Origin of the sequence: Streptomyces solicamelliae, assembly GCF_045348655.1 — a bacterium.
GTDB classification, from domain to species: Bacteria; Actinomycetota; Actinomycetes; order Streptomycetales; family Streptomycetaceae; genus Streptomyces; species Streptomyces solicamelliae.
On sequence record NZ_CP160404.1, the window covers coordinates 3,003,244 to 3,016,513 of the forward strand.

Annotated in this window: 10 protein-coding genes; 7 read left to right on the forward strand and 3 right to left on the reverse strand. The window is 70.3% G+C overall.

Translation table 11 applies throughout. From position 1 onward, the window contains the following. Positions 1–526: 526 nt before the first annotated feature. The 3 genes from ABZO31_RS13790 to ABZO31_RS13800 all read left to right on the forward strand — a co-directional run bounded on the left by ABZO31_RS13790 (position 527) and on the right by ABZO31_RS13800 (position 3,847). Positions 527–2,203 (forward strand): Eco57I restriction-modification methylase domain-containing protein, encoded by a 1,677-nt coding sequence (locus ABZO31_RS13790; protein ID WP_406861468.1) that lies wholly within the window; start codon positions 527–529, stop codon positions 2,201–2,203. 12 nt (positions 2,204–2,215) lie between these two features. Beyond that, positions 2,216–2,941 carry a PaeR7I family type II restriction endonuclease gene (locus tag ABZO31_RS13795; protein ID WP_030219063.1) on the forward strand — a complete coding sequence of 242 codons (726 nt, stop codon included), beginning with the start codon at positions 2,216–2,218 and terminating at the stop codon, positions 2,939–2,941. A 345-nt stretch (positions 2,942–3,286) separates the two neighbouring features. Beyond that, a complete protein-coding gene (locus ABZO31_RS13800) occupies positions 3,287–3,847 on the forward strand; it encodes a GNAT family N-acetyltransferase (protein WP_406861469.1) in 561 nt (186 codons plus the stop codon). A 427-nt stretch (positions 3,848–4,274) separates the two neighbouring features. Here ABZO31_RS13800 and ABZO31_RS13805 read toward each other — a convergent pair whose 3' ends face one another. After that, positions 4,275–5,990, reverse strand: a complete 1,716-nt coding sequence (locus ABZO31_RS13805; protein ID WP_406861470.1) for an ABC transporter ATP-binding protein — start codon at positions 5,988–5,990, stop codon at positions 4,275–4,277. Further along, a complete protein-coding gene (locus ABZO31_RS13810) occupies positions 5,987–7,762 on the reverse strand; it encodes an ABC transporter ATP-binding protein (protein ID WP_406861471.1) in 1,776 nt (591 codons plus the stop codon). Before ABZO31_RS13810 ends, ABZO31_RS13805 begins: the two co-directional genes overlap by 4 nt. 75 nt (positions 7,763–7,837) lie before the next feature. Here ABZO31_RS13810 and ABZO31_RS13815 point away from each other — a divergent pair, with 75 nt between their 5' ends. The 4 genes from ABZO31_RS13815 (at position 7,838) to phaZ (ending at position 12,119) form a co-directional block, all read left to right on the forward strand. After that, positions 7,838–8,764 carry a helix-turn-helix domain-containing protein gene (locus ABZO31_RS13815; RefSeq protein WP_406861472.1) on the forward strand — a complete coding sequence of 309 codons (927 nt, stop codon included), beginning with the start codon at positions 7,838–7,840 and terminating at the stop codon, positions 8,762–8,764. A gap of 260 nt (positions 8,765–9,024) precedes the next feature. Then, entirely contained in the window at positions 9,025–9,351 is a 327-nt protein-coding gene (locus tag ABZO31_RS13820; protein ID WP_406861473.1) for a GYD domain-containing protein, read from the forward strand. 183 nt (positions 9,352–9,534) lie between these two features. Beyond that, positions 9,535–11,253 carry a PHA/PHB synthase family protein gene (locus tag ABZO31_RS13825; protein WP_406861474.1) on the forward strand — a complete coding sequence of 573 codons (1,719 nt, stop codon included), beginning with the start codon at positions 9,535–9,537 and terminating at the stop codon, positions 11,251–11,253. Next, positions 11,253–12,119 carry a poly(3-hydroxyalkanoate) depolymerase gene (phaZ, locus tag ABZO31_RS13830; RefSeq protein WP_406861475.1) on the forward strand — a complete coding sequence of 289 codons (867 nt, stop codon included), beginning with the start codon at positions 11,253–11,255 and terminating at the stop codon, positions 12,117–12,119. Before ABZO31_RS13825 ends, phaZ begins: the two co-directional genes overlap by 1 nt. Here phaZ and ABZO31_RS13835 read toward each other — a convergent pair. Beyond that, positions 12,098–13,126 (reverse strand): AraC family transcriptional regulator, encoded by a 1,029-nt coding sequence (locus ABZO31_RS13835; protein WP_406861476.1) that lies wholly within the window; start codon positions 13,124–13,126, stop codon positions 12,098–12,100. The genes phaZ and ABZO31_RS13835 overlap by 22 nt on opposite strands. Positions 13,127–13,270 lie beyond the last annotated feature (144 nt).

The following is a 13,270-nucleotide window of genomic DNA, read 5'->3' on the forward strand; positions in this document are numbered from 1 at the left end:
CGGCGCCTCCGGGAGCCTGCTGGCTTGATGCTGGCGAGCGGGTGGGTCCCCTGCGGGGGAGTGGGAACCGCGGGCACAGCAGGTTGGTGGTGAAACATCGCGTCGATCGAGTCGAGGTCAGCCTCGGAGAACGTCACCGTGACGCCCTTCCTTGAATGCGGAAGCCGCTTGATGTTCTCCCGAAGCCACCGTTCCTTGACTCGAAGGATCTCCGCCGCCTCGGGGTACGTGTAGCGCCGCCTCGGCCCATTCCCCGATCCGATCATCTCTGGTTCATTTCCCACTTGGATGATGGTTGTCCAGGTGGCACAGGCGCGCGGCTGAAAGGCAGCCGGCCACCCGTTAGTGGGAGGAGCTGATCTTTGCTGTCCGCGCCGAATCGCCGGACCTGCACGGTCCCCATCGGCCCGTACAGACACGACGCCCTCGTGATCCGACGGACCCAGATTGTCGGCTCTGTTATTACCTGACTACACCCTGTGGATAGAAGTCGGGCTTGGGGAGGGCCGGGCGGTACTGTCCTTGCGTGGCAACTATCGCGCTGTTCAGCACCGACGACCTCTCCCTTCCCGAGTCTCTGCAGGAGGCCGTGGAGCACGGTGAGGTATTCACGCGCGCCTGGGTGGTCGAGCTCATCCTGGACCTTCTCGGCTATACGGCAGATAGGGACCTCTGCGATTTGAGGCTCGTGGAGCCGGCCTGCGGCGGTGGCGCGTTCCTGGCCGTGATCGCGTCTCGAATCAGTGCGTCATGCCATGCGCACCAGCGTCCCATCATCGATGCGATCGACGCCGTTCGCGCCTTCGACCTGCTGGGCCGCAACGTAGAGCAGAGCCGGGCGCTGGTCACGGCAGCGCTGCAAGAAGAGGGCTGGGCGGCGGAGGACGCGAGGAAGGTCGCCACCGCGTGGGTGAAGCAGGGCGACTACCTTCTACAGTCGGACGCCGAGCATCGCGCCGACTACGTCGTGGGTAACCCTCCGTACATCCGGCTCGAAGACGTTCCCGACGACCGGATGGCCGCCTACCGGCGGGCCTGCTCCACGATGGGTGGCCGAGCCGACATCTACATCGGCTTCTACGAAGTGGCCTTGCGCAGCCTCAACCCAGGGGGCCAGCTGGGCTTCATCTGCGCCGACCGTTGGATGCGGAACCAGTACGGTCGACGGCTCAGGGAGCTGGTGACCAAGCACTTCAGCATGGACCTCGCTCTCGTGATGCACGATGTCGACGCCTTCGACGATCAGGTTTCGGCCTATCCCGCGATCACGCTCATCTCGAACAAGCCCCAAGGTGCGGCGGTGGCCGCGGACACGAACCGGTCCTTCGGAGCGAAAGAGGCGCGGATCTTCGCCGACTGGTACCTGGAGGGTGAGCCGTCGACGGTCGTCACGGCTTCCCATCAAGCTGCTCGCATGCCTCATTGGTTCCCGGAGGAGGATTCGTGGCCGGCCGCTTCACCGGCCAGGCTCGCCGTCCTTGAAGACCTCACCGAGCGGTTCCGGCTCCTTGAGGACGCCGAGACGGGAACGAAGGTTGGGATCGGCATCGCGACCGGCGCAGACAAGATCTTTCTCACCAAGGAGAAGGACCTGGTCGAAGAGGAACGATTGCTCCCCATGGCCATGGTCCGCGACACCACCAGCGGCACGATCGACTGGGACGGTATGTACCTGGTCAATCCCTGGACGGCCAGCGGCGACCTAGTCGACCTCGACGCGTATCCGCGCCTCGCCTCCTACTTCGAGAAGCACGGCGAGGCCCTGCGCAAGCGATACGTCGCGGTCAAGCAGCCTCAGCGCTGGTACAAGACCATCGACAAGGTCGACCACCAGCTCACCCGTCGCCAGAAGCTGCTGTTTCCGGACATGAAGCTGCGGATCCACCCTGTCCTTGATCAAGGCGGCCTGTACCCTCACCACAACCTGTACTTCATCGTCTCGGACGTCTGGGACATGCGCGTACTCGGTGGCCTGCTGCTGTCCAAGGTCGCGGAAGCGTTCGTGGAGGCGTACGCGGTCAAGATGCGCGGGGGGACCCTCCGCTTCCAAGCCCAGTACCTCCGGAAGATCCGCGTCCCAGACCCAGCGACGATCAGCGAAGGCGACCAGGCCGCTCTCGCCGAAGCCTTCGACAAGCGGGATAGGGAGGCCGCCACCGAGGCCGCTTTGCGTGTCTACGGGCTCGCCGAGCTGCCTGACTAGGAGGAACGAATCTTGACGGTCACCCGCCAAGACTTCGAAGACGCCATCGCGGCGTACTGGGGTGCCAAGGAACTTCAGAGAGAGCAGTCGGCGATCAAGGCCGCTGTGGGAGCGGGCACGGCAGGTGCTGTACGAGGCGGCAAGCACTTCGACGCCATCGCCGTGCTGCTGTCAAAGTTCTTCCTCGACGCTGGGTACCCGCCAGAGAGTATCCGCGTCACCAAGTCACAGGGTCTTGAACTGCCCGGCTACTACCGACCGCAGAAACAGTGGGATCTCGTGGTCGTCCACAAGAACGTCCTCGTGGCGGCGTTCGAGCTGAAGGCACTGGGCGGGCCGTCGTACGGCAACAACTACAACAACAGGGTCGAGGAGGCGCTGGGTAGCGCCGTAGACCTGCGCCGAGCAGCCCTTGCCGAGCTGTACCCGAAGGAGAAGCCCTGGCTGGGCTACTTCTTCATCATGCAGGATGGTGAAGGATCCCGGAGGCCGGTCAAGACGGCCAAGGGCGCCCTTCCTGCGGATGAGATCTGGCACAACACGTCGTATCAGGACCGGTTCGGGATCTTCTGCGAGAGGCTCATGGGCGAACAGCTCTACGACGCCGCGTGCTACGTCACATCCTCGGCTGAGAACCCGAAGCCGATCGAACTGGTCGAGAGCCTCGACTGGCGCCACTTCTCCGCAGCGATAAACGCCCGCCTCACGTACCTGAAGGACCTCGACATCCCCGGGTAAGCGCGGTGCCCGAGGGCGTTGGCGACGCAGTGCGGCCTGGGCATCGCCGGCCTGGACGCGCTGCGCGCCGAGCACCCTGGCCTGTTCTGGCACACCTTGTGGCAGGCACCTCAGCTAACGAGATCGTTCGGGGCCGCCATCAGCCTGGATGTACCCGCCAGCTACCAGCAGCGCTCGCTCTGCCCTCATGCCGATGCAGGCGGGTGAACGCGCGGTACCGACCAGGGTTCGGCGGGTGAGTCCCCATGTGCTGGCTGGCCCGCGCCTGCGACCTCGTCGATACCTTCACGGGCCTGCTGCGAATATCCGGTGGCGGGCTCTCCTGTCGGTGGTGAAGATCGCGGCATGAGCATCTTCCTGGAGACCGATCGGCTCGTGCTGCGCGCGTTCACCGAGGCCGACGTCGACCACCTGGTCGCTTTGGACAGCGACCCGGACGTCATGCGCTTCATCAACGGCGGCCAGCCCACGAGCCGCGAGGTGATCCAGGCCCGAACCTTGCCCAGGCTCCTCCATGTACACCCGTGCTTCGGAACCCACGGCTACTGGGCCGCTCAGGAGAGGGCCACCGGGGCCTTCCTGGGCTGGTTCGAATTCCGCCCCCTGGACGACCACAGCCCCGCCGTCGTCGAACTCGGCTACCGGCTGCACAAGGCCGCCTGGGGCAGCGGGTACGCCACCGAGGGATCACGGGCCCTGATCCGCGAGGGATTCACGAACCTCGGCGTGGAACGAGTGACCGCGAACACCATGACGGTCAACACGGGATCCCGGCGCGTGATGGAGAAGTCGGGCCTGGCGTTCCTCCGCAGTTTCACTGGCGAGTGGCCGGAGGCGATCGAAGGCTCCGAGCACGGCGAAGTGGAGTACGAACTCACCCGCGCTAAGTGGGAGCAACGTTCGTAGGAGTGAGCCGCTCAGCTGGAGGTCCGGAGGTGCCACTCGGAACATGCAACCTTGGCCTCAGGCGATCCATCACTCCTGCCAATTGCCCACGGCTGAGGGGGCAAAGCGGCGTGCGCGATGCGTGAGCGGACGGGTCAGCACCAGGCGTCACACGCAGGATCAGGCGCTGTGCCGCGCGTCGCTGATCAGGCAGAACAGCACCGCTCGGCACGGTCTGGAACCGCCCGGCACGGATTCGATCCCACTCCTAAAGCGGGTGTCGCAGGTTCGAATCCTGCCGGGGGCACAAGCGCAAAGGCCACCTACCGATCTTGGTAGGTGGCCTTTGACATCCACGGCTGGCATCAACGGCAGCGATCAAGGACAGTCAGGCCGCCTCCAGAGCAGCGGGTCCGTACGACTGATCGCCTCGCCCTGCGCGGCCGTCTCAGTCGCGTGTCGTCCCCGCCAGGGACAGGTTCCAGTAGGCGGCGTACCGGCCGCCACGCCGCAGTAGCTCGTCGTGGCTGCCCTGTTCGGCCACCTGCCCCGCGTCGAGGAAGACGACGTGGTCGGCTCGGCGCACAGTGCCCATACGGTGCGCCACCAGTACCACGGTCCGGCCCGCCATCAGCTCCTCGATGCCGGCGTGCACGGCCGCCTCGTTCACCGGGTCCAGGGCCGAGGTGACCTCGTCGAGCAGCACGATCGGCGCGTCCTTCAGCAGCGCGCGGGCGATGGAGACGCGCTGCCGCTCGCCGCCCGACAGGAGCGCTCCGCCCTCGCCCACGTGCGCCGACCAGCCGCCGGGCAGCCGCTCGATCACCTCGTCGAGACGGGCCGCGGCGGCCGCGGCCCGTACCTCGGCGTCGGTGGCGTCCGGGCGGCCGAGGCGCACGTTCTCCTCGATCGTGCCGTCGAAGAGGTAGACGTCCTGGAAGACGATGGCGATCCGCGCCATCAGCGCCGCGGTGTCCATCTCCCGTACGTCGACGCCACCGATCCGCACCGCGCCCGCGTCGACGTCGTAGAAGCGGGCGAGCAGCTGCAGCAGCGTCGTTTTGCCCGCGCCCGACGGTCCGACGACGGCGAGCCGTGCGCCCTCGGGTACGGACAGGGTCACCCCGTCGGCGACCACACGGTCTCCGTGCCGGAAGGTGACCGCGTCGAACTCGATGTCGTGGCAGGACGGTTCGCGCGGTGCGCGGGGCTCCGGCAGCGGCTCGGTGGTGAGGACGTCCTCGAGGCGGGTGAGTTCGGCGCGGGCGGCGCGGATGCCACCGCTCATCTCGGCGAGGGACAGCAGCGGGTCGGCGCAGCGGGCGGCGAGCACCAGGACGGCAAGCACCTCGGCCGCGCCGGTGTCACCGCCGAGGGCGAGGTACGCGCCGAGAGCGAGCAGCGCGGTGAACACCGCCTGCACGGTGACCGCGAGACCCAGCACACCCGGCAGCGCCGAAAGGGTGGAGCGACGCGAGGCGCGGCGCAGTTCCTTCAGGGAGTCGTCCAGCAAGCCGAATCGCTCACCGGTGCGGCCGCCGGCGCGCAGCACCGGCTGGGCCTGGAGGTACTCGATGACGCGGCCGGTGGCCGTGCGCTCGCGTTCCACGCGCTCCGCGTCGGCCGCCGTCGTCGCGCGGGCCGTGCGCAGCTGGACCGCGGCCACCAACGGCACAGCGGCCAGGCCGGCAAGCCCCAGCTGCCAGTTGAAGGCGAGCATCACGGCGACGATCGTCAGTGGCGTCACACAGGCGGAGATGAACGGCGCCAGCAGGTGCGCGATCACGCCCATCGCCTGCAACACACCCTGGCTGGCCATGACGGACACCTCGCCGGTGCGGCCGGGTCGGTACCAGCCGACGGGCAGCCGGGCGAGGTGTTCGCCGAGGCGCTCGTACATGCCGTGCAGCATCGTCGTGCCCACGCGGAAACCCGAGCGGTCGCTGACGTACCGCAGCGCCGCATAGAGCGCGACCGCGGCGCCGAAGGCGAGCAGCCAGGGCAGGGAGTCCTCGGGTGTGCCGCCGAAGAGCGCGCGCAGCACGGGCACCAGTAGGGCGTACGACAGTCCCTCGACGAGGGCGGTTGCCGTCATCAGGGCGACGGTGCGGCGCACCGGCCCGGCGTACTCGTCGCCGAGCACACGCAGCAGTGTGCTGATCATCGGGCCTCTTCCCTTTCCTTCGCACCGGTGTGGATCTTCCAGAACTCGGCGAATGTGCCGTCTCGCGCGAGGAGTTCCGCGGTCGTGCCCCGCTCCACGATCTCGCCGTCGCGCAGCATCACGACCGTGTCGGCGTCGGCGATCGTCTCCAGGCGGTGGGCGATGACCAGCGTCGTCCGCTGCTCCCGGGTCTGCGCCAGCGCCTCGCGCACCGCCTGCTCGGTCTGCGGGTCGGCGAAGGCGGTGGCCTCGTCGAGTACCAGGACGGGGGCGTCCGCGAGCAGGGCACGGGCGATCGAGACGCGCTGCGCCTCGCCGCCGGAGAGGCGGGCGTCCTCGCCGATCACCGAGTCGTAGCCGCGGGGCAGTTCGAGAATGCGGTCGTGGATGCTCGCCCGGCGGGCGGCGCGGACGACGGCGTCGCGGTCGGCGTGCGGGACGGCGAGGGCGATGTTGTCCGCGACCGAGGCGCGCAGCAGCCGGACGTCCTGGAAGACGAAGGACACCCGCCGGTACAGCTCCTGGCTGTCCACCTCACGCAGGTCGACACCGCCGAGGAGCACGGAGCCGTGCGTCGGGTCGTGGAACCGCGGCAGCAACTGCACCAGCGTGGACTTGCCGCTGCCGGACGGCCCGACCACGGCGGTGATCGTCCCCGGTTCCAGCACCAGGTCGATACCGCGCAGCACCTCGCGCCCTGCCGCGGCATCCTCGTACCCGAAGCGGACGTCCCGCAGCTCCACCCGGTGTCCCTCGGGCGCCACCGGCCGTACGGGCTCGGGCAGCGCCGGCTCGGCGAGCACGTCCCGGATGCGGCCGACGGCGCGCCGCGCGGCCTGCAGGTCGTCGAAGCCGTGCCCGAGCGCGGCCACGGGCGCGGTCAGCCCGAGGCCGAGAAGCAGGAAAGGCAGCAGGTCCGCCGGGTCCAGCCCGCCCCCGGTGATCCGGTACGCGCCGCCGGCCAGCACCGCGAGCAGCACGAACGGCGGCGACAGCGCCACCTGCATCCCCGCGGCGACCCCGGAAAGACCGCGCACCATCCGGTAGAAGCTCCGGGTGAAGTCGCCCACCGCGGTACGGAACGTGCTGTGCGCCCGATCCGACCCGCCGAACGCCTTCACCACCGCGATGCCCTGCACGAACTCGACCACCGACGCCGAGATCCGCCCCATCGCGGCGTCGAACTCCTTCTGCTCGCGCAGCCGGGCGGGGGTCATCATCAGCGGCACCAGCGCGACCGCCAGCAGCACGGGGATCAGTGTGATCAGCGTCAGCCGCCAGTCCACGGTGAAGAGGTAGCCGAGCGAGACCAGTGGCACCACGAAGGCGGAGACCACCTCGCCCGGCGTGTGGGCGATGAACGGGTGCACGGCGCTGACGTCCTCGCCCACCAGCTTCGCCAGCTCCCCGTTGCGCCGCCGCGCCAGCCGGCCGATCGGTATCCGCCCGAGCCGCGTGGCGAGTTGCCGGCGCAGCGACAGCTGCACCCGGGTGTCGAGGAGGTGTCCGGCACCGGACGATGCGGCCGTGAACAGCAGCCGTACGAGCAGCCCTGCCGCGCCCGCGATCACGACGTCGCGGACGTGCCCGTCGTCGGCCGGCCCCGGCGCCAGCAGCGTGCGGCCGAGCTCGACGACCGCGAGCAGCGGCGCCAGGCCGGCGACAGCGCCGATGACCTGCAGGACGACGACGACGGCGAAGCCGCCCGCGTACGGGCGCAGCAGCCGGGCCACGCTCGGTGGTGGCGACGCGGTGGTTCCGGTGGAAGTCATGCGCTCACCTTCGCCGCGGTGCGGCCCGCTGGATTGAAGAAATGTTCCCTCAGGGCCGGCCCGTAGCATGGATGCATGTCAACTGCCGTGCACCGGCGCGTCGCTACCCCCGCGTGGCAGGTCACGCGCCCGGCCTGGCCCGGCCGCGTGCCCGGCGTCGTCCTGGCGGGGATGCGCGACCGCGGCCCGGCTCCGGTCGACCACCGGATCGATCCGCACCCCGTGCTGACGCTGGCGCTGGCCTGCGGCGAGGCGGCGCCCGGCATCGACGAGTCGACGGGGCGGCGGCACCGCGGCAGTCTGGTCACCGGGCTCGGGTTCGGCGCCGGCGGTGCGGCGCGGGTACGGGCCGCGAACGTCGAGTGGATGCAGGTGCGCCTGTCCCCCGCCATCGCGCGCGCGGTGCTGAGCGTCAACCCCGCCGAGCTGGAGGGCTCCGTGGTGGCCCTGGACGACCTGTGGGGAGAGCGGCGGACAGCCCGCCTGCGCGAGCAGCTGGCCGAGGCCGCCTCGTGGGAGGAACGCTTCGCGCTCGTCGAAGCGATCCTCGCCCGGCTGTCCTCCGCGGGGCCCGCCATCGAGCCGGAGCTGGCCTGGGCCTGGGACCGTATCGTCGCCGGGCACGGCCAGGTGCGGGTCGAGGCGCTGGCCGACGAGCTGGGCTGGAGCCGCAAGCGCCTGTGGTCCCGCTTCCACGCGCAGCTCGGCCTGCCGCCCAAGCGCGCCGTGAAGCTCGTCCGCTTCGACCGGGCCGCCACCCGCCTGGCCGGGGGCCAGGAGGCGGCCGGGGTCGCGGCCGACTGCGGCTACGCCGACCAGTCGCATCTCCACCGGGACGTCGTGGCGTTCACCGGTGTGACCCCCGCGACCGTGGCAGGCGAGTCGCTCATCGCGACGGCCGACATGGCGTGGGTGGACCACGTACCGCGCCTCCCGGCACGACGGGGCGAGGCCGCGGCCTCCCGTTTCGACGGGGCGCCGCGGCCGGCGACCCGGGCATGACCGCCTCACTCCGGATGCGCCACCACGGACCGGTGCCGGTGGAGACCCTCTGACGGAGTGGTGCTGACCTGTCGCGGGCGTCCGGCGTCCTCTGCGCGATGGCGTCGGGGGGATCGCCGTCGAGGGCTTCCTGCGTCGCTCACCCGGCCGCCGGGGGCCGTGCCGGTCGTCGGTACCGGCCGTTCGGGGGATGTGGGGACGGGCTCGGAGGGCTTTCCCGTCTCTCGGAGGCATGCCTGGGGAAACGGAACGGAGACACCATGCCTCTCTACCTCTCGAGGTTCAGCTACACGCCGGAGACCTGGGCGCGGCTCGTCGGGCACCCCGAGGATCGGGCGAAGGCCGCTCAGGCGTACATCGAGTCCGTCGGCGGGAAGCTTCACGGCTTCTGGTACGCCTTCGGCAAGCACGACGGTTACAACCTGTGGGAAGCGCCCGACAACGTGTCCATGGCCGGGGTCGCCCTGGCCATCAGTGGCGGCGGCGCGCTCAGTTCGTTCGAGACGACTGTTCTCCTGACCGTGGACGAGACCGTGGAGGCTCTGCGGAAGGCCGGGCAGGTCCGGTACCGGGCTCCCGGCACGTAGGCCCTGTGCGGGGGCGGAGCGCCCCGGTGGCCTCTGGGAGTAACTGATCGGCCTTTGATCACATGTGACCGACGGTGGGGGCGGGGCTAGCGTCGGGGTCCTGCTGGCACGCGATGCGGGCGCTTCGGAATCGCTCCCTCCCACGGCACCGTCTGCCGCTCGATGCGAGAGAGAGGCACAGTCATGAAAGCCGCTCGGACGTATCCCGAGCCGTCGGCCATACCGCTCGACGAGGCCGGTGAGGTTGCCGGGGTGCTTGATCTGATGTTCACGGGGGCGGCGCTGGGGGTGCATCGCCGGTTCCTGCCCGGGGCTTCCACGGCGCGGTTCGCCGGGGCGCTCGCGGGGCGGCCGCGGCTGGTGGCCAACCGGGTGGGCGGGCTGGCCGCCGAGTACGTGCGGATCGGGCTCGGGTCGTCCACCGTCGCGCCGTCCACGCGGGACCGGCGGTTCGCCGATCCGGCCTGGACCGAGAGCCCCTTGCTGCGCAAGGTCGTTCAGTCGTATCTGGCCACGTCGACGATGGTCGAGGGGCTCGTGCAGGACGTGCCCCTGGAGTGGCAGGACCGGGAGCGGGTGTCGTTCCTCGTCAGCAATCTGCTGGCCGCCGCGGCGCCGTCCAACAATCCCCTGCTGTCCCCGGTCGCCTGGAAGGCGATGATCGACAGCGGCGGCGTCAGCGCCCTGCAGGGGCTGCGGAACCTCGTCAGCGACCTGGCCGCGGCTCCCCGCGTACCGACCATGGTGCCGCCCGACGCCTACGAGGTCGGCCGGGATCTCGCCGTGACGCCCGGCGCGGTGGTGCTGCGCACCCCGATGTTCGAGTTGATCCAGTACCAGCCGCGGACCGAGACGGTGTTGGCCACTCCCCTGCTCATGGTTCCGCCCACCATCAACAAGTTCTACATCATGGACCTCGCCTCGCAGCGCAGTCTGATCGAGTACCTCGTCGGCCAGGGCGTCCAGGTGTTCCTCGTGTCCTGGCGCAACCCCGACGCCCGGCACAGCAAGTGGGGCATCGACGCGTACGCGCGGGCCGTGCTCGAGGCGCTGGAGACGACCCGGACGGTCGCCGGGGCCGGCTCGGCGCATCTGCTCGGCGCCTGCTCCGGCGGCATCCTCGGCGCCCTGGTCGCCTCGTACCTCGCCGCCGAGGGCCGCCAGGAGCAACTCGCCTCGCTGACGCTGATGGTGACCCTGCTCGACCAGACCCGGGCGGGCACCGCGGGCGCGATCGTCGACGAGAACATCGCCAGGGCCGCGACGGCCGCCTCCCGGGCCCGCGGCTATCTCGACGGCAAGCAGCTCGCCGAGGTCTTCGCCTGGCTCCGGCCGGGCGATCTGGTCTGGAGTTATTGGGTCAACAACTATCTGCAGGGGCGCACGCCCCCGGCGTTCGACATCCTGTACTGGAACGCCGACACCACCCGCATGCCCGCCCGGCTCCACCGCGACTTCCTCGGGCTCGCCATGTCCAACGCCCTGACCCGGCCCGGCGGCGCCACCCTCCTCGGTCACGAGGTCGACCTCAGCCAGGTGCTGCTCGACTCGTACGTCGTCGCCGGCAGCGCCGACCACATCTGCCCCTGGCGCAACTGCTATGCCAGCACCCAACTGCTGGGGGGCAAGAGTCGGTTCGTGCTGTCCACGAACGGGCACATCGCGTCCGTCGTCAATCCGCCCGGTAACAAGAAGTCGAGTTTTCGGGTGGCCGAGGATTCCCCGGCCGATCCCGACGACTGGGCCGCCTCCGCCTCCAGCACCGCCGGCTCCTGGTGGCCGGACTACGCCCGCTGGCTCGGGGAGCGCTCCGGCGAGCGGGTGGCGGCGCCCGAGGCGCCCGGTGGCGACCGGTTCCGGGTGCTGGGCGACGCCCCCGGCAGTTACGTCCTGGACCGCTGATGGGCGATTCCGTACGTGTCGTCACGGTCGGACGGCGGCGTCTGCGCGTCGCCGTCCGGCCCGGCACCGACCCCGACCGGCCTCCCCTGCTGCTGTGCAACGGGATCGGTGCCAGCCTGGACCTGCTCGACCCGTTCGTGGACGCGCTGGACCCGGCGATCGAGGTGGTCCGGTTCGACCCGCCGGGCGTCGGCGGCTCGCCCGTACCGACGCTGCCCTACCCGTTCCCGGCGCTGGCGGGGCTCGTCGGCCGGCTGCTCGACACCCTCGGGTACGACCGGTTCGACGTGCTCGGCATCTCCTGGGGCGGCGGACTGGCCCAGCAGCTCGCCCTGCAGAATCCGCGCCGCTGCCGGCAGGTGGTACTGGTCGCCACGGCCACCGGCTGGATGATGGTGCCCGCCCGCCCGAAGGTCCTCGCGCACATGGCCACCCCCAGGCGGTACTGGGACGCCGGCTACGCGCGGTCCATCGCCGGGCGGATCTACGGCGGCAGCCTGCGCGACCGGCCCGACCTGGTGCAGAAGCTGCTGCTCGACTACGAGCGCAAGCTCTCCGCCCGCGGCTACCTCTACCAGCTCGCCACCGGCGCCGGCTGGACCAGCACCCCGTTCCTGCCGCTGATCGGCCAGCCCACGCTCATCCTCGCGGGCGCCGACGACCCGATCATCCCGCTGGTCAACGCCCGCATGATGGCCCGTCTGATGCCGCGCTCCCGGCTGCATGTGTACGACGACGGTCATCTCGGGCTGCTGACCATGAAGGACGAACTAGCCGCTGTCGTGGGCGAGTTCCTGGGCGTCACTCCCGGCACCTCGACCCGGCGGACCCGGAGGTGGCGGCGTCAGCGACGGCCCGCCGGCTGACGCGCCCGGTACGCGCGCGGGCTCATGCCCTTCCACCGGCGGAACGCCTGCGAGAAGCTCGACACCTCCGCGTACCCCAGCCGCTGCGCCACCTCCGCGACCGGCAACCCGCCGTCGACCAGCAGCTCCTCGGCGAGCTGCTCGCGGATCCCGTCGAGCAGGCCGCGGAAGGACACCCCTTCCCCGGCCAGCCGCCGGCGCAGCGTGCGTTCGCTCATGTGCAGGTCGGCCGCCACCCGTTCGAGGGCGGGTGGCGCCGACGCCCGGGTCAGCAGGTAGTCCCGTACGCGGCCGGCGAGCGCGGTGTCCGTGTCCAGGTCGTCCAGCAGGCGGCGGCACCGGTCCCGGGCGAGGGCGGTGGTGAGGGCGTCGTACTGCGGCAGCGGCACGTCCAGGATCTCCGTCGGGATGCCCACCACGTTCTCGGCGGCCCCGAACACCGGTGGCGTGCCGAAGATCTCGGCGTACCGCTGCCGGCCCGACGCCGGCGGCGGGAAGGCGTAGCCGACGTCCCGGACCGGCACCGTCGAGCCGAGCAGCTCGTTCTGGAGGGTCTGGATCGCCGCGCTGGTGTGCTCCAGCAGGAAGCGTTGCAGGTGGGACGGTACATCCGGGACGTCGAGCACCAGGTGGAACGTTTCGCCGTGGTCCCGTATCCGGATCCGGGTGAACGTGTACGTCAGATCCAGATAGCGCACGCCCATGTCGATCGCGCTGCGCCAGCTGGGGCTGCTGGCCATCGCGAAGCCCCAGACGCCGTACGAGGTGAGGTGGCACCGGGCGCCGGCCTCCAGGCCGAGGCCGGGCGGATTCCCCAGCGCGCGCAGCAGGTTGGCGACGACGGTGAGCTCCTGGCGGGCGCCGACCGTCACCGAGGGGTCGCGCAGGGCGGACTCCCGGAGTCCGGTGTCCGCCAGGCTCGTCTCCGGCGGCACGCCGTGGTCGGCGCCGAGCCCGATGAGCACCCGCACGTTCGAGGGGGATCGCCCGAGAGTCCACCGCACCACGACTACCCTCCGCACTCCCCCGAACACGTGACGCCCACCGGGGCGAATCTAGTGACTGCCCCGGCGGGCTGTCACCCACGCCTCGCGACCTCGGCGGTGTTACCAAGAGCACATTCGCGGTGTCGGTGAGTTACCGGCGACATC

Excerpts from the sequence above, each read along its gene's own strand:
- ABZO31_RS13800 (WP_406861469.1), top strand. The coding sequence starts at position 3,287 with ATGAGCATCTTCCTGGAGACCGATCGGCTCGTGCTGCGCGCGTTCACC.
- ABZO31_RS13810 (WP_406861471.1), bottom strand. The coding sequence starts at position 7,762 with ATGACTTCCACCGGAACCACCGCGTCGCCACCACCGAGCGTGGCCCGG.
- ABZO31_RS13805 (WP_406861470.1), bottom strand. The coding sequence starts at position 5,990 with ATGATCAGCACACTGCTGCGTGTGCTCGGCGACGAGTACGCCGGGCCG.
- ABZO31_RS13825 (WP_406861474.1), top strand. The coding sequence starts at position 9,535 with ATGAAAGCCGCTCGGACGTATCCCGAGCCGTCGGCCATACCGCTCGAC.
- ABZO31_RS13820 (WP_406861473.1), top strand. The coding sequence starts at position 9,025 with ATGCCTCTCTACCTCTCGAGGTTCAGCTACACGCCGGAGACCTGGGCG.
- phaZ (WP_406861475.1), top strand. The coding sequence starts at position 11,253 with ATGGGCGATTCCGTACGTGTCGTCACGGTCGGACGGCGGCGTCTGCGC.
- ABZO31_RS13815 (WP_406861472.1), top strand. The coding sequence starts at position 7,838 with ATGTCAACTGCCGTGCACCGGCGCGTCGCTACCCCCGCGTGGCAGGTC.